The sequence below is a fragment of the Clavibacter michiganensis genome, from assembly GCF_002151125.1.
Taxonomy (GTDB): domain Bacteria; phylum Actinomycetota; class Actinomycetes; order Actinomycetales; family Microbacteriaceae; genus Clavibacter; species Clavibacter michiganensis_C.
Window position 1 is genome coordinate 415,114 of the sequence record NZ_MDJZ01000005.1, and the last position, 18,537, is coordinate 433,650.

15 protein-coding genes are annotated in these 18,537 nt (G+C 71.5%); 4 read left to right on the forward strand and 11 right to left on the reverse strand.

The annotated features are described in order from the left end of the window. Window positions 1-3: 3 nt before the first annotated feature. The 4 genes from araA to BFL37_RS04500 all read right to left on the reverse strand — a co-directional run bounded on the left by araA (window position 4) and on the right by BFL37_RS04500 (window position 5,127). Window positions 4-1,521, reverse strand: a complete 1,518-nt coding sequence (gene araA, locus BFL37_RS04485; protein ID WP_086513943.1) for an L-arabinose isomerase — start codon at window positions 1,519-1,521, stop codon at window positions 4-6. Beyond that, the gene (locus BFL37_RS04490) at window positions 1,518-2,228 is read right to left on the reverse strand and encodes an L-ribulose-5-phosphate 4-epimerase (RefSeq protein WP_086513944.1); all 711 of its coding nucleotides are present in this window, start codon (window positions 2,226-2,228) and stop codon (window positions 1,518-1,520) included. The genes araA and BFL37_RS04490 overlap by 4 nt, the downstream gene beginning before the upstream one ends. Then, window positions 2,225-3,928, reverse strand: coding sequence for a ribulokinase (gene araB / locus BFL37_RS04495; RefSeq protein WP_086513945.1), 1,704 nt, complete (start codon window positions 3,926-3,928; stop codon window positions 2,225-2,227). The genes BFL37_RS04490 and araB overlap by 4 nt, the downstream gene beginning before the upstream one ends. A gap of 179 nt (window positions 3,929-4,107) precedes the next feature. Further along, window positions 4,108-5,127: a LacI family DNA-binding transcriptional regulator gene (locus BFL37_RS04500; RefSeq protein WP_172403738.1), complete on the reverse strand. Its 1,020-nt coding sequence runs from the start codon at window positions 5,125-5,127 to the stop codon at window positions 4,108-4,110. 179 nt (window positions 5,128-5,306) lie between these two features. On the opposite strand from BFL37_RS04500, the gene BFL37_RS04505 reads away from it, so the two are divergent. After that, window positions 5,307-6,053, forward strand: a complete 747-nt coding sequence (locus tag BFL37_RS04505) for an RNase H family protein (RefSeq protein ID WP_086513947.1) — start codon at window positions 5,307-5,309, stop codon at window positions 6,051-6,053. 40 nt (window positions 6,054-6,093) lie between these two features. Here the strand turns inward: BFL37_RS04505 and BFL37_RS04510 are convergent, their stop codons facing one another. Together BFL37_RS04510 and BFL37_RS04515 are read right to left on the reverse strand one after the other, a co-directional pair. Next, window positions 6,094-7,266, reverse strand: a complete 1,173-nt coding sequence (locus BFL37_RS04510) for a cystathionine gamma-synthase (protein WP_086513948.1) — start codon at window positions 7,264-7,266, stop codon at window positions 6,094-6,096. Between the two features lie 52 nt (window positions 7,267-7,318). Continuing rightward, window positions 7,319-8,683 carry a cystathionine beta-synthase gene (locus BFL37_RS04515; protein WP_086513949.1) on the reverse strand — a complete coding sequence of 455 codons (1,365 nt, stop codon included), beginning with the start codon at window positions 8,681-8,683 and terminating at the stop codon, window positions 7,319-7,321. A gap of 170 nt (window positions 8,684-8,853) precedes the next feature. Between BFL37_RS04515 and BFL37_RS04520 the strand changes: the two genes are divergently transcribed. Next, on the forward strand, window positions 8,854-9,597 hold the full coding sequence (locus BFL37_RS04520) for a DUF3105 domain-containing protein (protein WP_086513950.1): 744 nt from the start codon (window positions 8,854-8,856) through the stop codon (window positions 9,595-9,597). 2 nt (window positions 9,598-9,599) lie between these two features. Continuing rightward, entirely contained in the window at window positions 9,600-10,373 is a 774-nt protein-coding gene (locus BFL37_RS04525; protein WP_086513951.1) for a DUF305 domain-containing protein, read from the forward strand. Window positions 10,374-10,450: 77 nt separating this feature from the next. Here BFL37_RS04525 and BFL37_RS04530 read toward each other — a convergent pair whose 3' ends face one another. The 4 genes from BFL37_RS04530 to BFL37_RS04545 all read right to left on the reverse strand — a co-directional run bounded on the left by BFL37_RS04530 (window position 10,451) and on the right by BFL37_RS04545 (window position 15,893). Continuing rightward, entirely contained in the window at window positions 10,451-12,331 is a 1,881-nt protein-coding gene (locus BFL37_RS04530; protein WP_086513952.1) for an ABC transporter ATP-binding protein, read from the reverse strand. A gap of 121 nt (window positions 12,332-12,452) precedes the next feature. Continuing rightward, complete coding sequence (locus tag BFL37_RS04535) at window positions 12,453-13,439, reverse strand: carbohydrate ABC transporter permease (RefSeq protein ID WP_086513953.1); 987 nt, start codon at window positions 13,437-13,439, stop codon at window positions 12,453-12,455. Then, on the reverse strand, window positions 13,436-14,407 hold the full coding sequence (locus BFL37_RS04540) for a carbohydrate ABC transporter permease (protein ID WP_086513954.1): 972 nt from the start codon (window positions 14,405-14,407) through the stop codon (window positions 13,436-13,438). The genes BFL37_RS04535 and BFL37_RS04540 overlap by 4 nt, the downstream gene beginning before the upstream one ends. A gap of 124 nt (window positions 14,408-14,531) precedes the next feature. Beyond that, window positions 14,532-15,893 (reverse strand): ABC transporter substrate-binding protein, encoded by a 1,362-nt coding sequence (locus BFL37_RS04545; RefSeq protein WP_086513955.1) that lies wholly within the window; start codon window positions 15,891-15,893, stop codon window positions 14,532-14,534. A gap of 312 nt (window positions 15,894-16,205) precedes the next feature. Here BFL37_RS04545 and BFL37_RS04550 point away from each other — a divergent pair, with 312 nt between their 5' ends. Further along, a complete protein-coding gene (locus tag BFL37_RS04550) occupies window positions 16,206-17,225 on the forward strand; it encodes a LacI family DNA-binding transcriptional regulator (RefSeq protein WP_086513956.1) in 1,020 nt (339 codons plus the stop codon). A 37-nt stretch (window positions 17,226-17,262) separates the two neighbouring features. Here BFL37_RS04550 and BFL37_RS04555 read toward each other — a convergent pair whose 3' ends face one another. Then, the gene (locus BFL37_RS04555; protein ID WP_086513957.1) at window positions 17,263-18,495 is read right to left on the reverse strand and encodes an MFS transporter; all 1,233 of its coding nucleotides are present in this window, start codon (window positions 18,493-18,495) and stop codon (window positions 17,263-17,265) included. Window positions 18,496-18,537: the final 42 nt, after the last annotated feature.

Genomic DNA, 18,537 nt, shown 5'->3' on the forward strand with positions numbered 1-18,537 from the left:
GTGTTACAGGCCCTGGGCCAGGCGGTGGTAGGCCTGGTTCCAGCGGACTTCCTTGGTGAACCCCTTGAGGGTCGTGTCCTCGTCGATGACGAGGAGCTCGGTGCGCGCGATCTCGGCGAAGTCCTCGAAGACCTCGACGCCGACCTGCGTGCTCATGACCGTGTGGTGGGCGGCCCCGGCGGTGAGCCAGGCCGCGGCGCTCGTCGCGAGGTCCGGTGCGGGCTTCCACACGGCGCGGGCGACGGGCAGGTTCGGGAGCGGCTCGTCCAGCGGCACGACCTCGACGACGTTCGCGACGATGCGGAAGCGGTCGCGCATGTCCGACATGGCGACGACGACGGCGGGGCCGGGATCGGTGTCGAAGACGAGGCGCACGGGGTCCTCGCGGCCCCCGATGCCGAGCGGGTGGATCTCGAGGCTCGGCCGGCCGGTCGTCAGCGTGGGGCAGATCTCGAGCATGTGCGCGCCCAGGATCTTCTCCTCGCCGGGGACGAGGTGGTACGTGTAGTCCTCCATGAGGCTCGCGCCCCCGGGGAGGCCCGCGCCCATGACCTTCGCCGCGCGGATGAGGACGGCCGTCTTCCAGTCGCCCTCGGCGCCGAAGCCGTAGCCCTCGGCCATGAGCCGCTGGACGGCGAGGCCGGGGAGCTGGCGGAGGCCGCCGAGGTCCTCGAAGCTCGTGGTGAAGGCGCCGAAGCCGCCCTCCTCGAGGAAGGACCGCAGCCCGACCTCGATGGCCGCGCCGTAGCGGAGCGACTCGTGGCGCTCCCCGCCGCGCTGCAGCTCGGGCTGGATGTCGTAGAGGCGCTCGTACTCGTCGACCAGCGCGTCGATCTCCGCGTCGGTGGCCGCGTCCACGCGCTCGACGAGGTCGTTGACGCCCCAGGTGTTGACGCTGACGCCGAAGCGCAGCTCGGCCTCGGTCTTGTCGCCCTCGGTGACGGCGACGTTGCGCATGTTGTCGCCGAAGCGGGCGACCTTGAGCTCGTGCGTGGCGGCCCAGCCGGCGGCGGCGCGCATCCACGTGCCGATGCTCTGGCGCACCGACTCGGTGCTGACGTGCCCGACGACCGTCTTGCGGACGACGCCGAGGCGCGACTGGATGTAGCCGAACTCCCGGTCGCCGTGCGCGGCCTGGTTGAGGTTCATGAAGTCCATGTCGATGCTGCTCCACGGCAGCGCGACGTTGGCCTGCGTGTGCAGGTGGAGGAAGGGCTTCTGCAGGGCGTCGAGGCCCTGGATCCACATCTTCGCGGGGCTGAACGTGTGCATCCACGCGATGAGGCCGATGGTCCGGTCGCTCGCGTTGGCCTCGAGGGCCATGCGGCGGATGCTGTCGGAGTCCTTGAGGACGGGCTTCCAGACGACGCGGACGGGGATGTCCGACGCCTCCTCGAGCTGCCGGGCGATCTCCTGCGACTGCTCGGCGACCTGCTGGAGCGTCTCCTCGCCGTAGAGGTTCTGGCTGCCGGTGAGGAACCAGACCTCGTAGTGGTCGAGGGACGTGGTGATGCGGCTCACTTCAGGGCTCCTTGGGGTGCTTGTCCGTAGACGTTCTGGTAGCGGTCGAACAGGGAGTCGACGGCCTCGACGGGCAGGGGGGCGGGCTCGCCGAGCTGGCGGGAGATGTGCACGGTGCGCGCCACGTCCTCGACCATGACGGCCGCCTTCACGGCGTCCTTCGCGTCCTTGCCGATGGTGAAGGGGCCGTGGCCCGCCATCAGCACGGCGCGCGAGCGGTGCCCGGTGAGCGTCTCGACGATGCCGCGGCCGATCGAGTCGTCGCCGATGATGGCGAACGGGCCGACGGGGATCTCCCCGCCGAACTCGTCGGCCATCGCGGTGATGACGCACGGGATGGGCTCGCGCCGGGCCGCCCACGCCACCGCGTAGGTGGAGTGCGTGTGGACCACGCCGCCCACCTCGGGCATGTTGCGGTAGACGTACGCGTGCGCCGCCGTGTCGCTCGAGGGCGCGTTGCGGGAGCCGGGGGTGTCCGGGATCACGTTGCCGTCGAGGTCGCAGAGGATCATGTTCTCGGGGCTCAGGTCGTCGTAGCTCACGCCGGACGGCTTGATCACGAAGAGGTCGGCGCCGGGGACGCGGCCGGAGACGTTGCCGCCGGTCCAGACCACGAGCCCGTAGCGCACGAGCTCGCCGTGCAGGCGGGAGACCTCGGAGCGGACGCGGGCGACCGCGACCTCGATCTCGGGGGCGAAGTTGCTCACGCGCGGGCCTCCCTCTTCAGCGACTTGAGCCGCTTCATGACGTCGTTCGCGCCGCGGCCGAAGTGGTCGTGCAGCGTCGAGTACTCCTCGTAGAGACGGTCGTAGGCGAGCGAGCGCTCCTCGTCCGGCTGGTACCTGCCGCGCTCGACCTTGCCCATGGCGTCGCCCGCGACGCGCACGTCGGGGTAGGCGCCGGCGGCGACGGCGGCGTGGATCGCGGATCCGAGGGCCGGGCCCTGCTCGCTCGTGATGACCGAGATGGGCAGGCGCAGGATGTCGCTGTACGCCTGCATGAGGAACGCGTTCTTCAGCAGGCCGCCCGCGACGATGAACTCGGTGACGGGGACGCCCGACGCGCCGAACGTCTCGACGATCTTCCGGGTGCCGAACGCGGTGGCCTCGAGCAGCGCCCGGTAGACCTCCTCGGTGCGCGTGGTGAGCGTGGTGCCGATGACGAGGCCGGAGAGCTCGTGGTCGACGAGCACCGAGCGGTTGCCGGAGTGCCAGTCGAGCGCGACGAGGCCGTGGCCGCCGACGGGCTGGTCGGCCGCGAGGTCGGTGAGGTGCTGGTGGACGCTCTTGCCTGCGGCCGCCGCCTCCTCGGCGTAGCGCGCGGGGACCTGGTTCTTGACGTACCAGGCGAAGATGTCGCCGACGCCGGACTGGCCGGCCTCGTAGCCGTAGAGCCCCGAGACGATGCCGCCGTCGACGACGCCGCACATGCCGGGGACCTCGGTGAGGACGTCGCTGTTCATCACGTGGCAGGTGCTCGTGCCCATGATCGCGACCATCTGGCCGGGCTCGACCGCGCGGGCGACCGGGGCCGTGACGTGCGCGTCGACGTTGCCGACCGCGACGGCGATGCCCTCGGGCAGGCCCGTCCATGCGGCGGCCTCGGCGGAGAGCGTGCCGGCGGCGGATCCGAGCTGGCCGATCTCGTGGGCGACCTTGTCCTCGGCGAACGCGGCGAAGTCGGGGTTCAGAGCGCCGAGGAAGTCGCGGGTCGGGTACTCGCCGTCCTGGAGGATGCCCTTGTAGCCGGCGGTGCAGGCGTTGCGGACGTAGCTGCCGGTGAGCTGCCAGACGATCCAGTCGGCCGCCTCGACCCAGTGGTCCATGAGCGCGTAGAGCTCCGGGTCCTCCTCGAGGAGCTGGAGGCCCTTGGCGAACTCCCACTCGCTGGAGATGAGGCCGCCGTAGCGCGCCAGCCACTTCTCGCCGCGCTCCTCGGCGAGGGCGTTGATGCGGTCGGCGTGCGACTGCGCCGCGTGGTGCTTCCACAGCTTGACGTAGGCGTGGGGGCGGTCGGCGAGGCCCTCGACCTCGTTGAGCGGGGTGCCGTCGGCGAGCGTCGGGACCATCGTGCATGCGGTGAAGTCGGTGCCGATGCCGATGACGCGGGCGGGGTCGATGCCGGCCTCGCGGATGGCGGCGGGCACGGCCTGCTTGAGCACGTCGACGTAGTCGCTCGGGACCTGGAGGGCCCACTCGGGCGGGAGCTGCGCGCCGGTCGCGGCGAGCGTGTCGTCCATGACCGCGTGCGGGTAGTCGAGGACGCCGGAGCCGAGCTCGACGCCGTCCGACACGCGCACCACGACCGCGCGGCCGGAGAGGGTGCCGTAGTCGACCCCGATGACGTAGCTCTCGGCGTCCGTGCCGGGCTGGGCCTCGGCTGCGGTGCTCACGGGGGCGCTGGGCACGGGATCGACTCCTTCGTCTGATGCTTCGCGATCCGGGAAGATCGCGCGCCATGTGAACGGTCACATCGGCGGATGTCACTCTACACACGCCCGGGATCGACCTGTCAACCGGAGAGGGCCCACCCCCTCGAAGTGGGGTGCCTGCGGCTGGGGAGGACGCGCGGCGCGGCCTCCCGAGGTCAGGAGGAGGGCGGCCCGGTGGAGGCGCGGACGACCAGCTCCGGCGTGATGGTGCCCCGGTACGTGTCCCCGGTCCCGCCCATGCCGTCGAGCAGGAGCGCGACGCAGCGGCGGCCGACCTCGGCGAAGTCCTGCCGGACGGTCGTGAGCGGAGGCCAGAAGTGCGCGGCCTCCGGGATGTCGTCGAAGCCGACGATGCTGACGTCGCGCGGCACCTCGAGACCCGCGTCGCGCACGGCGTGGATGAGGCCGAGGGCCATCTGGTCGTTGCTGGAGAAGATCGCGGTGAAGTCGCGGAGGCGGAGCATCTCGCGGCCCGCGTAGAAGCCGAACTCGGCCGTCCAGTCGCCGAGGATGGGCGCGGTCGTGGGCACGTCGGCGGCCGACATGGCGTCGAGGAAGCCGCGCATCCGCGCCTCCGCCTCGATCCAGTCCTGCGGGCCGGCGAGGTGGTAGATGTCGCGGTGGCCGAGGTCGAGCAGGTGCCGCGTGGCGAGGCGCGCGCCCGCGATCTGGTCCACGGAGAGGGCGTGCGCGTCACCGCGCCCGTCGCTCTGCATGGTCACGTAGGGGACGTCGAGCGACATGCTCGCGATCACCTCGCGCACCCGCACCTGCGGCGCGACCACCACGAGCCCCTCGACGGCCTGGTCGACCAGGTGCCCGAGCGCGACCTGGATCGCCGCCTCGTCGGACGAGGGCAGGTTCGTGGTGGTGACCAGGTACCCGGCCTCGCGGGCGGCCGCCTCGATCGCCGCGATGGACGACGCCGGTCCGTACTGGGAGCTCTGCGCGGTGAGCACGCCGATGGTGCGCGAGCGGCTGGTGACGAGGGCGCGGGCCGCGCGGTTCGGGCGGTACTGCACCTGCTCCATGACGTCGAGCACGCGCTGGCGGGTCTCCGCGCGGAGCGACGGCGAGTCGTTGAGCACGCGCGAGACGGTCTGGTGCGAGACCCCGGCGAGGCGCGCGACGTCGCGGATGCTGGGCGCCCGGCCGCGTGGCGTCTCCGTCGTCATCACCGACCCCGTCTCCGTCCGGGCCTCGACCCGGCTGCGCCTCCTGGCGCAGGTGTCACATTGTCACATGTGACTGTCACACGCCGCATGGGAAAGGGATCCACGCGCCCGGGACGGCGGGCGCCGGGGGCGGGACGGCTGCGGCAGACTGGTCGTCCACCCGACGAGAGGCACCACCTGTGACGATCACCGCCGCGGCAGACGGATCCGCGCTCGGCAACCCCGGACCCGCCGGCTGGGCCTGGTACGTCGACGACGAGCACTGGGCCGCGGGCGGATGGGCGCACGCGACCAACAACCAGGGCGAGCTGAAGGCCGTGCTCGAGCTGTTCCGCGCCACCGCGCACCTCGACGACGACCTGCTCGTCCTCTGCGACAGCCAGTACGTCATCAACTCGGTGACCAAGTGGATGCCCGGATGGAAGCGCAAGGGCTGGCGGAAGGGCGACGGCAAGCCGGTGCTCAACGTCGAGCTGCTGAAGGAGATCGACGCGGAGATCCAGGGACGGCGCTACCGGTTCGAGTGGGTCAAGGGCCACGCGAACCACCCGCTCAACGAGGCCGCGGACGTGCGGGCGCGCGCGGTGGCCACGGCGTTCCAGGGGCGCAGCGCGATCCCCGAGGGGCCGGGCTGGGCGGGCCGCGGCCCCGACGCCGCGGACGACAGGACGGAGACGGCCGCCGTCGAGGCCGACGCCGAGCTGGCGGCCGATCCCGTGATCGCGGCCGCGGAGGAGATGGAGGCCGAGGCCCCGGCGCAGCCGGGCCTGTTCGACTTCGACGCGTTCGACGAGGAGATCGCCCCCGAGCCCGGGGACACGACCCTCACCATCGCGCTCGACCGCGACGCGATGACGCGCCTCGCCGCCCACGCGCGCGAGCGCGGCGTGAGCGTCGACGAGGCCGTGCGCGAGCTGCTGCCCTGAGGCCCGCTCGGCCCCGCCGGGGAGGCGGGGCCGTCCGCGCCTAGTGCTTGCCCTGCTTGAGGGCCTTGCCGAGCGCGCGCTCGAGGTCGACCACGAGGTCCTCGACGGACTCGATGCCCACCGACAGGCGCACCAGGTCGTCCGGCACCTCGAGCGGCGTGCCCTTGACGGACGCGTGGGTCATCTCGGACGGGTAGCTGATGAGCGACTCGACGCCGCCGAGCGACTCCGCGAGCTGGAACACGCGGGTGCCCTCGACCACGCGGCGCGCGGCCTTCGCTCCCCCGCGCACCTGGAACGAGATCATGCCGCCGAAGCCCGTCATCTGGGCCTTGGCGATGTCGTGACCCGGGTGCTCCGGCAGGCCCGGGTAGTGCACGGCCGTGACGTCGGGGTGCTGCTGGAGGAACGACGCGATCTCCTCCGCGTTGGCGGAGTGGCGCTCGACGCGGACGGCGAGCGTCTTGATCCCGCGGGTGGTGAGCCAGGCGTCCATCGGGCCGGAGACGGCGCCGACGGCGAACTGCAGGAAGCCGACCTTCTCGGCGAGCGCGTCGTCGTCGAGGATCACGGCGCCGCCGAGCACGTCGGAGTGGCCGCCGAGGTACTTGGTGGTCGAGTGCACGACGACGTCCGCGCCGAGCGTGAGCGGCTGCTGGAGGTACGGCGACGCGAACGTGTTGTCGACGACGACCGTGGCCCCGGCCGCGTGGCCGAGGTCGGCGAGCGCGCGGATGTCGCTGATCTTCATCAGCGGGTTGCTGGGCGTCTCGACCCAGAGGACCTTCGCGGGGCCGGATCCGAGCACGCGCTCGACCGCGGCGAGGTCGCTCATGTCGACGGTCTCGACGACGATCCCCCAGTCGCCGAGCACGCGCGTGAGGAGGCGGTAGGTGCCGCCGTACACGTCGTCGCTCAGGACGATGCGGTCTCCGGGGCGCGTGATGGCGCGGAGGAGCGTGTCCTCGGCCGCGAGTCCCGACGCGAACGAGAAGGCGTGCTTCCCCCGCTCGAGCGAGGCGAGCAGCTCCTGCAGGCCGGTCCGGGTCGGGTTCGCGCTCCGCGCGTACTCGTAGCCGCCGCGGAGCCCGCCGATGCCGTCCTGCACGAAGGTGCTCGTGAGGTACAGCGGCGGGATGACGGCGCCCGTGGTGGGATCCGGGTCCTGGCCGGCGTGGATCGCGCGGGTGTCGAAGTCGTGCTTGTCGCTCACGGTGCTCGTCTCTGTGGTCGGGGGATGCGCGGGTCGGGGAGCCGGCCGGCGATCAGTCGGTGAGGTAGGTGAGGAGGTCGTGCCGCGTCAGCACGCCCACGGGCTTGCCGCCGTCGCTCACCATCAGGGCGTCGGCGGATCCGAGCGCGGTCCACGCGTCCGGCACGGTCTCGTTCACGCCGATGAGCCCGAACGCCGCTCCCGTGAACGGGCCGACCCGGTCGGTCAGCTGCGCGCGGCCGCTGAAGACGAGCTCCAGGAGGCTGCGCTCGTCGACCGCGCCGGCGACCTCGCCCATGACGACGGGCGGCTCGGCCGAGAGGACGGGGAGCTGCGACACGTCGTACTCGGTCATGATGCGGATCGCGTCGCGGATGGTGTCGCTCGGGTGCGCGTGCACGAGGTCGGGGAGGCTGCCGGTCTTCGCGCTCATCACGTCGGCGACCGTGCGCTGGCCGTTGACGCGGGCGAAGCCGTAGGACTGCATCCACTTCTCGTTGAAGATCTTGCCGAGGTAGCCGCGGCCGCCGTCGGGCAGGAGGATCACCATCACGTCGTCCGGGCCCAGGTGCTTCGCCGCCTTGAGCGCGGAGACCACGGCCATGCCGCTGGATCCGCCGACGAGCAGGCCCTCCTCGCGGGCGAGCCGCAGGGTCATGTCGAAGGACTCCTGGTCGCTCGAGGCGATGACCTCGTCGACCACGTCGGGGTCGTACGCCGCCGGCCAGAAGTCCTCGCCCACGCCCTCGACGAGGTAGGGGCGACCGGTGCCGCCGGAGTAGACGGATCCCTCGGGATCGGCGCCGATGATGCGGACGCGCCCCTCGGAGACCTCCTTGAGGTACCGCCCGACGCCGCTGATGGTGCCGCCGGTGCCGACGCCCGCGACGAAGTGCGTGATCTCCCCCTCCGTGTCGCGCCAGATCTCGGGACCCGTGGTCTCGTAGTGGCTGAGCGGCCCGTTGGGGTTGGAGTACTGGTCGGGCTTGAAGGCGCCGGGGATCTCGCGGGCGAGCCGGTCGCTCACCGAGTAGTAGGAGTCGGGGTGGTCGGGCGCGACCGAGGTCGGCGTCACCACGATCTCCGCGCCGTACGCCGTGAGCACGTTCCGCTTGTCCTCGCCGACCTTGTCCGGCAGCACGAACACGCAGCGGTAGCCGCGCTGCTGCGCCACGAGCGCGAGCCCGACGCCCGTGTTGCCCGAGGTCGGCTCGACGATGGTGCCGCCGGGCTGCAGCTTCCCGTCGCGCTCGGCCGCGTCGATGATGCGCGTGGCGATGCGGTCCTTGGCGCTGCCGCCGGGGTTCAGGTACTCGACCTTCACCAGCACGGTCGCCGAGATGCCCTCGACCACCCGGTTCAGCTTGACGAGCGGGGTGTTCCCGATGAGGTCGAGGATCGTGTCGGCGTACTTCACGTGTGGTGGTGCTCCCGGGTATGAGGTGTGCGGTCCGGAGGGCCCCGCCCATCCAGCATAGGCGCGGCCGTCCAGCGTGTTACGGGACCTCGGCGGCTCGCGCGGGCAGGGTGCGCCCAGGCCGGGCCGATACCCTAATGGCACATTCCCCCAGCAGAGAAGGACCCTCCGTGGCGCGACGCGACGACACCACGCCCTCCGGCGACCAGAGCGGACGGCCCGTCCCGCCGACCGCCAAGCAGGCCCAGAAGGACCTCACGGTCAAGCAGCAGCGCGAGGCCCGCCGCGCCGAGAAGGTGGCGGCCCTCAAGAAGCAGCAGGACCGCGCGCGCCGCAACCGGCTCATCGGCATCATCACGGCGTCCGTGGCCGCCGTCGCGGTCGTCGCCATCGTGATCAGCGTGGTGGTCTCCAGCGGCACCCCGAAGCAGGACCCGGACGACATCTCCATCCAGGGCCTGCAGACGTGGGACTCGCTCCCCAGCACGCACGTGCAGGGCACGGTCGACTACGCCGCCAAGTACGACGGCATGAGCCCGCCCGCCGGCGGCGAGCACAACGCCATGTGGCTCAACTGCGGCGTCTACGACCAGCCGCAACCCAACGAGAACGCGGTCCACGACCTCGAGCACGGCGCCGTGTGGATCACCTACGACGCCGCGCAGGTCACGGGCGACGACCTGTCGAACCTGCAGAAGTACGCGGAGTCGTTCGGCGGCTACGTCACCATGTCGCCGTACGAGGGCCTCGACGCCCCCATCGCGCTGTCCGCGTGGGGCGCGCAGGTCAAGGTCGACTCCGTGGACGACCAGCGCATCAAGGACTTCATGGCGAAGTACTGGAAGAGCCCGAACGCCCCCGAGGCCGGCGCCGCGTGCACCGGCGCCCTCGAGGGCGAGGGACGGGTCGGCTGACCGTGACCGACCGCGGCACCGACGCGTCCGACCGCTCCGACCGGGCGGAGGGCGACGTCGTCGTCGACCACGTCCCGGACGACGACATCCGCGAGGAGGAGCTCGAGGGCCTCGTCGCGCACGGCGAGGAGAGGCGCGCCCGGGGACGGCGGATCCGCATCGGCATCGCCGCCGGCATCGTGGCGGTCGCGCTCGTGGTCGCCGGGCTGCTCGTCGGCCGCGTCACCGCGCCCGTGTCGGCGCTGACGCCCAGCACGAACAGCGCGGAGGCGGGGTTCTCGCGCGACATGCAGGTGCACCACGAGCAGGCCGTGCAGATGTCGCTCATGATCATCGACCGCACGGACGACCCCGAGGTCAAGCTCATCGCGCAGGACATCGCCCAGGCGCAGGCCCAGCAGGCCGGCCAGATGTACGCGTTCCTCACCTCGTGGGGCCTCGACCAGGCGCCGTCGCAGCCGCGCATGACGTGGATGACGCTGCCCACGCTCGACGGCGGCACCGACCACTCGTCCATGGACATGACGCCGGGCGCCACCATGCCGGGCCTCGCGTCGCAGGCCGACCTCGAGGAGCTGCAGGGCCTCACGGGCGTCGAGGCCGAGAGGAAGTACCTCACGCTGATGATCGCCCACCACCGCGGCGGCGTCGAGATGGCCCAGGCCCTCCTCGACCGCTCGCGGAACCCCCTGGTCACGAACCTCGCCAGCGGCATGGTGATGATCCAGGACAAGGAGATCCTCTACATGCAGCAGCTGCTGGACGCCCGGTCCTGAGCCGCTCCCCCCGCACCGCCCGTCCGCCTCGCGGGCGGGCGGTGCGTCGTCGGGAGGGCCGGTCGCCCGCCCTCGGGTCAGGCGGCCGCGGTGCGCTGGTCGCTGTAGAGCCGCGCGTACTCGCCCCGACGGGCCAGCAGCTCCGCGTGCGTGCCCTGCTCGACGATGCGGCCGGCGACGACCACGAAGATCACGTCGGCGTCCACCACGGTCGACAGCCGGTGCGCGATGGCGATCGTGGTCCGGCCGCGCGACGCGGTGTCGAGGGCCTGCTGCACGACGCGCTCCGAGATGGCGTCGAGCGCGCTGGTGGCCTCATCGAGGATCAGCACGGCCGGGTCCTTGAGCAGCACGCGCGCGATGGCGATGCGCTGCTTCTCGCCGCCGGACAGCCGGTAGCCGCGCTCCCCCACGAGCGTGTCGTACCCGTCGGGGAACGACTCGATCGTCTGGTGGATGTTGGCCGCCCGCGCCGCCTGCTCGATCTGCTCCTGCGTCGCGCCGGGTCGGGCGTACCGCAGGTTCTCGCCGATGGTCGCGTGGAAGAGGTACGTCTCCTGGCTCACGATGCCGATGTTCTCCAGCAGCGACTCCTGCTGCAGGTCGCGCACGTCCTCGCCCGCGAACACCACGCGCCCGCCGGTCACGTCGTGGAAGCGCGGGATGAGGTACGACACCGTGGTCTTGCCCGCGCCGGACGGCCCCACGAAGGCGGCGAACTGGCCGGGCTCGATCGCGAACGACATGCCGTCGAGGGTCGGCCGCTCGCCGGGCCGGGTGTCGGGGTAGGAGAAGCGCACGTCGTCGAACGCCACGCGCCCGAGCGCGGGGCCGGCCGCCACGGGACGGGCGTCGTGCCGGTCGCGGATGGCGGGCTCGAGGTCGAGGTACTCGAAGATGCGGGCGAACAGCGCGCCCGAGGTCTGCAGGTCGAGCGCCACGCGCATCAGGCCGATGAGCGGCCACATGAGCCGCGCCTGCACGGTGGTGAACGCGACGATGGTGCCCGCCGTGACGCTGACGCCGCCCGTGATGAGGAAGCCCGCGACCACGTAGACGATCGCCGGGATGATCGAGAGGAAGATCTGCACGAGCGCGAAGAACCACTGCCCGCTCATCTGCTGGCTGACCTGCAGCCGGATCTGCGTGCGGTTCTCGGCCTCGTAGCGCTCGGTCTCCGCGGCCTGCCGGTTGAAGCTCTTCGAGAGCAGGATGCCGGACACCGAGAGGGTCTCCTGCGTGATGGCCGTCATGTCCGACAGCGACTCCTGCGTCTTCGACGCGATCCGCGCCCGCACCTGGCCCACGCGGCGCTGCGCGACCACGAGCACCGGCATCAGGACGACGGCCACGAGGGTGAGCTGCCAGTTGAGCACGAGCATCGCGACGAGGGCCGCGATCACGGTCACGGTGTTGCCGAGAACGCTCGAGACGGTGTTGGTGAGGACGGCCGCGACGCCGCCGACGTCGTTCTGGAGACGCGACTGGATCACGCCCGTCTTCGTGCGCGTGAAGAAGCCGAGCTCCATGCTCTGCAGGTGGCGGAACAGGTCGACGCGCATGGACCCCATGACCCGGTTGCCGACCGTCGCCGTGAGGTAGGTCTGCCAGACGCCGAGGCCCGCGCCCGCGATCCAGATCGCGATCATGATCGCGACGAGCTCGACCAGCACCGGGATGTCGGGGCCGCCGGTCGCCGGGAACAGCCCGCGGTCGAAGGCCTGCTGCGTGAGGAGCGGCGGCACGACCGTGAGGGCGGCGCCGACCAGCACGAGCGCGATCGTGAGGACGAGCGCCCGGCGGTGCGGGCGGAACAGCTCCGCGATCCGGCCGAGCAGGTTCTCGACGCGCGGCGCCTCCGCGTTGGCCTTCCGCTGGGCCTCGGCGTCGGCCGCGCTCACCCGCCCGCGGCGTCCGCCGCCTCCGCGCATCCCGCCACCCGCGGCGATGTCGCCCATCCTCGTCATTCCGGCAATTTTACGCCCGTGGGGGATCGCTCCCGACCACGCTCGCCCCCGCACGACGACGGCCCGGTCGCCCGCGCGAGCGGACGGCCGGGCCGGGTGGGACGGGCGCGGATCAGCCCTTCGTGGATCCCGCGAGGAGGCCCCGCACGAAGTACCGCTGCAGGCTGAAGAACACGATCAGCGGCACGATCAGCGAGACGAACGCGGCCGCCGTGAGCCGCTGCCAGTCCTGCCCGCGCGTCCCGGTGAGCTCCGCGAGCCGCTGCGTGAGCGGCGCGACGTCGGCCGTGCCGCCGGAGAAGATCAGCGCCACCAGGAGGTCGTTCCACACCCAGAGGAACTGGAAGATCGCGAACGACGCGATGGCCGGGAGCGCGAGCGGCAGCACGATGCGGAAGAACACCTGGCCGTGGCTCGCGCCGTCGACCCGGGCCGCCTCGATGACCTCGCCCGGGATCTCCGAGATGAAGTTGTGCAGCAGGAAGATCGCGAGCGGCAGCGCGAAGATCGTGTGCGCCACCCACACCGGCAGGTAGCCCTGCTCGGGGATGAGCGGGATCACACCGTGCACGGCCTCCTGCAGCGGGCGGAGCGTGCGCGTGAACATCTGCAGCAGCGGGATGAGCGCCATCTGTAGCGGCACGATCTGCAGCGCGAAGATCACGACGAAGAGCACGTTGGAGCCCTTGAACTTGATCCACGCGAAGGCGTACGCGGCCATCGAGGCGATGACGAGCGGGAACAGCGTCGCGGGGATCGCGATGGCGAGCGAGTTGACGAAGTACGAGCCCAGCTGCGGCGACGACTGCGAGGTGGAGAGCAGGACGTCCTGGTAGTTGTCGAGCGTGAAGCCGGGGTTCTGGAAGATGGTCCACCAGCCGGTGGTCTGGATGAGGCCCGCCGGCCGGAACGACGACACGAACAGGCCGAAGGTCGGCAGCGTCCAGAGCACCGCGATGATGAGCGCCGCCACCGTGGCCCGGCGCGAGGTGAGCCGGTTCTTGACGCGGCGGCTCTTCGCGCCGACCGTGGCGGCCTGCTCGATCGTGCCGCGGCGGGCCCCGTCCGCGACGGGCAGGTCGGCGGGTGCGACGCTCATCGGATCTCCCTCTGCTTGCTCATGACGCGGACGTTGTAGATGACGATCGGCAGCACCATGAGGAACAGCACGATCGCGAGCGCGGATCCCCGCCCCTGCTCGCCGGCGCGGAACGCCTGCGTGTACATCTCGTTGGCGATGACGCTCGTGTCGAAGTTGCCGGCGGTCATGGTGCGGACGATGTCGAACACCTTGAGCGTGGCGATGGAGATGGTGGTGACCACCACGACGAGCGAGCCGCGGATCCCGGGGAGCGTCACGTTGGTGAAGCGCTGCCAGGCGTTGGTGCCGTCGAGCTGCGCCGCCTCCAGCTGCTCGGCGGGCACGCCCTTGATGCTCGCGGAGAGCACCACCATGGCGAAGCCGGTCTGGATCCAGATCATCACGATGATGAGCAGCGCCGTGTTGATGGGCGAGGTCTGCAGCCACTGCACGGGCTGCTGGCCCATCCAGACGAGGATCTGGTTGAGCAGGCCGATCTGCGCGTTGTCGCCCGACTTGTAGTCGTAGACGAAGCGCCAGATGATGCCGGCGCCGACGAACGAGATGGCCATGGGCATGAAGACGAGGGCCTTGAAGTACTTCTCGCCGCGGGACTTGTCGATGAAGACCGCGTAGGCGAGGCCGATGGCCGTCGACAGCAGCGGCACGAAGATCACCCAGATGACCGTGTTGAGCAGCGTGCGGAGCGCGGCCGGCTGGGTGAACATCCAGACGAAGTTGTCGAACCCGGCCCACTCGCCCGTGTTGTCGCGGAACGCGAGGAGGGTCGTGCGGAACGCGGGGTAGATGAGGCCGACGGCGAGCAGGATCAGCGCGGGGAGCACGAAGGCGCCGAGCTGCACCCAGTCCTTGCCGCGCTTCGGCGCCTTGTCGATGAGGAACAGGATCAGCCCGATCACCACGGCGAAGACGGCCAGCGCGGCCACCACCTGGAGGATCTTGCCGATCAGATCAGCGGTCGTCATGGACGTCTCGCCCTTCGGGTCGGGGTGGGTGAGGGAGCGGGGCCGCCGCGCGCACGCGGCGGCCCCGCAGGGGGCCGGCAGTCCTGCCGGCCCCGGTGCCGACCCGGTCAGGGCCGGCGGTGGATCAGGACGCGGGCCAGCTCGACTCGATGGCGTCGACCGTCTTCTGGGTCGAGTCGCCGCTCAGCCAGCCGACGATCCCCTTCCAGAAGGAGTCGGTGCCGACCGCGCCGGGCATGAGGTCCGAGCCGTCGAAGCGGAACGTGGCGTCCGGGTCCTGCAGGATCTCGATGCTCTGCTTCAGGATGTCGCTCGACGCGTTCGCGGGGTCGAGCCCCGTGTTCGCGCTGATGACGCCGCCGAGGCTCACGCGCTCGTTGGCCCAGGTGTCGCTCGAGAGGTAGGAGAGCACCGCGGTGATCTCGTCGCTCGTCGCGAAGGCGCCGACCAGCTCGCCGCCGCCGGTGACGGCCGTGGCGTCGCCCTCGTTCGCGGGCGGCAGCAGGAACGCGTAGACGTCGCCGTCGGGCGAGACCTTCGCGTCGGTGCCGTCGGCCTTCTTCCAGAAGCCCTCGTAGAACGAGGCCTGGTGGTGCAGCGAGCACTCGCCGTCGAGGATCGGGAGGCCGGCGTCGCCGAACTCCGTGGAGATGATCGACGAGACGTCGCCCAGGCCGCCGTTGACGTAGTCGGGGTTCTTGATGATCTCGCCGACGCTGTCGAAGGCCGCCGCGATGGCGGGGTCGTTGAAGGGGATCTCGTGCGACACCCACTTGTCGTAGGTCTCCGGGCCGGCCTCGCGGAGGACGTAGTCCTCGATCCAGTCGGTGCCCGGCCAGCCGGTGGCGTCGCCGGAGCCGATGCCGACGCACCAGGGCTTGTGGTCGCCCTCGGCCGCGATCTTCTCGGTGAGGTCCATGAGCTCGGCGGTGGTCTTCGGGGCCTCGTAGCCCTTCTCCGCGAACTCGCTCGGCGAGTACCAGACGTAGCCCTTGACGCTCGCCATGAGCGGCGCGCCGTAGAAGGTGCCGTCGACGGTGCCGTAGCCCTTCCAGTCGCTGGACCAGTTCGCGTCCACGTTCTCCTCGACCGCGGCAGGGGCGGGCTGGAGGAAGCCCCGGCTCGCGAGCACGTTGAAGAGCCCGGGCTGCGGGATGATGCCGATGTCCGGCGCCGAGTCGCCCTCCGCGAGGACCGCGATCTGCGCCTCGAACTCCTTGGTGCCCTGGTAGTTCACGGTGATGCCCGTGCAGGTCTCGAAGTCCTTCCAGGACTCGACGAGGCGGTCGGCCTCGTCGTCCTGGATCGTGCCGCCGATGCTGACCTCGGCGCCGTCGAACGTGCCGTACGACGAGTACGGCGAGCAGTCGGTGTCCGCGGCGTCCTCGGCCGCGATGTCGCCCGTGCAACCCGTGAGCGCGAGGCCGGCGATGCCGACCGCTGCGAGGGGTGCCGCGAAGCGACGTCGGAATAGGGCGTGGCCCATGTGCGTCTCCTCTTCATCGAGTGGATGCGGGTCCGCCCCGCCGTCCTGTGCTGTGCGCGACGGCGGGTGAGGCGCCGTCGCCTGGAAACCGTTCCTCCGCATGGGGAACCGGTTCCACAGGTCAACGTAGGGCAGCTCGCAGGTCACAGCAAGGTGGATCACGTAACGAAACGGTCTACATCGCGGCGGCGGCGTGTGCGCACCCGCCGGGGATGGTCCATCATCGGACTCGGCCCCCGCGCATCCTGGAACCGCTTCCAGTGCGCGCGTCCGGCGCGACGGGGCGCCGCGGGTCCCGATGGAGGGAGCGCGATGAGCGCCATCGCCGACGTCGCCCGGCTCGCGGGGGTCTCGAAGGCCACCGCGTCGCGCGCGCTCAGCGGCCGGGGCTACGTCTCCCCCGCCACCCGCGACCGCGTCTCCGCCGCGGCCGCCGAGATCGGGTACGTCGTGTCGTCGAACGCGTCGAGCCTCGTCACCGGCCAGTCGAAGAACGTCGGCGTCGTCCTGCCCTTCATCAACCGCTGGTTCTTCGCGGAGCTGCTCGAGGGGATCGAGGAGGCGCTCATCGAGGCCGACTACGACCTCACGCTGTACCGCCTGACCGCGGATCCCGAGCAGCGCCGGAAGGTCTTCGAGTACTTCCTGGTGCGCAAGCGCGTGGACGCGGTCATCGCGGTCAGCGTCGCGCTCACCCCCGCGGAGGTCGTGCGGCTGCGTGCCCTCGACAAGCCGCTCGTGGGGATCGGCGGCCCCGTCGAGGGCATGAGCACGCTGAGCATCGACGACGAGGCGGCCGCGCGCCTGGCCACCGAGCACCTCCTGAGCCTCGGGCACGCACGGGTCGTGCACCTCGGCGGGGACCTGCACGCGCAGATGGCCTTCTTCGTGCACGAGAAGCGGCTCGCGGGCTACCGGGCGGCGATCGCCGCGGACCCGCGCGGCCTCGAGGCCCGGTTCGCGACGGCCGCCTTCACGATCGAGGGCGGGTTCCACGCGGCCATGGCCCTGCTCGCGGACCCCCGGACGCGGCCGACGGCGATCTTCGCGGCCTCCGACGAGATCGCCATCGGCGCCGTCCTCGCGGCGCGCCAGCTGGGGATCGCCGTGCCCGCCGAGCTGTCGGTGGCCGGGATCGACGGGCACGCGCTCGCGCCGCTGTTCGGGCTGACGACTGTCGAGCAGCACCCGCGCGCGCAGGGCCGGGCGGCCGTGGGCATGGTGATGGAGGGGCTCGCCCCGGGCGGCGCGGCGGAGCGCACCGTGATCATGCCCGTCGACTTCGCGGCGCGCGCCAGCACGACGGCGCCCCCGGCCCCGCCGGCGCCGTGAGGGCGGGCGGGATCGGGGGCGCGAGCGGGAGCCGCGGTCAGGCGTCGCCGGCGGTGACCGCCTGCGCCTCCTCGAGGGCGTCGACCGGCCCGGCGTCGACGCGGCGCAGCCAGCGGTGTCCTGCCACCACGATCAGGAGGGCGACGAGCACGGATCCGGCCGCGGCGTAGTACGGCGTCGCGTCCGTGAAGAGCTGCGCGAGCTCGGTCGCGGCGGGCGGCGCGATGGCGCCGCCGAGGAACCGCACGGACGAGTACGCGGAGGAGGCGACGCTCCGCGGGTGGTCCGTCGCCTCCATGACGCACTCGGTGAGCACGGTGTTGAGGACGCCGAGGAGGAGCCCGCCGACGACCACGCAGACCACGAGGCCCGTCGAGGAGCGGACCACGAGACCGGCCGCGGCCAGGTCGGCGGCGAGGAGCGGGAGCACGAGCCGGAGGACCGAGGTGCGCGCCATGCGCCGGGTGAGCAGCGGCGCCACGAGCACCGAGGTGATCGCGAGGCCGACTCCCCAGCCGAAGAACGTGAGGCCCAGGCCGATGGCGTCGAAGCCCAGCGGGAACGGCGTGTAGGCGAGCAGCACGAAGAAGCCGATGTTGTAGAACAGCGCGGCAGCGGCGAGCACGGCGAGGGCGGGGGTGCCGAGCGCCCGGAGCGGGGCGGAGAGGCGCATGGGCGAGCGGGGCGCGTCGTCCTTCCCGAGCAGGGCGAGGATCGCCACGAAGCCGACCGCCATGAGCGTCGCGGTGCCGAAGAACGGGCCACGCCAGCTCCAGCTGCCGAGCAGGCCGCCGAGGAGCGGGCCGATGGCGATGCCGAGGCCGAGCGCCGCCTCGTAGAGCATGATCGCGGACGCCGTGCCGCCGGACGCGGATCCGACGATGGTCGCAAGGGCGGTCGAGATGAAGAGCGCGTTGCCGAGGCCCCAGCCGGCGCGGAAGCCGATGACCTGCTCCACGTCCTGGGAGAGGCCGGCCGCGGCCGCGAAGACCACGATGATCGCGAGGCCGATGAGGAGCGTGCGCTTGGCGCCGATGCGGCTGGAGATCCAGCTCGTGACGAGCATGGCGAGGCCGGTGACGAGCAGGTAGCTCGTGAAGAGCAGCTCGGCCTCGGTCGCGGTGGCGTCGAGGCTGTCCGCGATGGCGGGGAGGATCGGGTCGACGAGCCCGATGCCCATGAACGCGATGACGCAGGCGAAGGCGACGGCGAAGACGGAGCGGGGCTGGCGGAAGATGTCGCGGAACGACGCGTGCGGCTGGGTGGACACGGGTGCGGTGTCGCCTCCTGGGATCGGTGCGGGTGGGATGGT

What these genes read in the sequence shown, in the direction of transcription:
- BFL37_RS04545 (WP_086513955.1), bottom strand. Translation starts at nt 15,893, where the DNA reads ATGGGCCACGCCCTATTCCGACGTCGCTTCGCGGCACCCCTCGCAGCG.
- BFL37_RS04535 (WP_086513953.1), bottom strand. Translation starts at nt 13,439, where the DNA reads ATGAGCGTCGCACCCGCCGACCTGCCCGTCGCGGACGGGGCCCGCCGC.
- BFL37_RS04550 (WP_086513956.1), top strand. Translation starts at nt 16,206, where the DNA reads ATGAGCGCCATCGCCGACGTCGCCCGGCTCGCGGGGGTCTCGAAGGCC.
- BFL37_RS04530 (WP_086513952.1), bottom strand. Translation starts at nt 12,331, where the DNA reads ATGGGCGACATCGCCGCGGGTGGCGGGATGCGCGGAGGCGGCGGACGC.
- BFL37_RS04500 (WP_172403738.1), bottom strand. Translation starts at nt 5,127, where the DNA reads ATGACGACGGAGACGCCACGCGGCCGGGCGCCCAGCATCCGCGACGTC.
- BFL37_RS04540 (WP_086513954.1), bottom strand. Translation starts at nt 14,407, where the DNA reads ATGACGACCGCTGATCTGATCGGCAAGATCCTCCAGGTGGTGGCCGCG.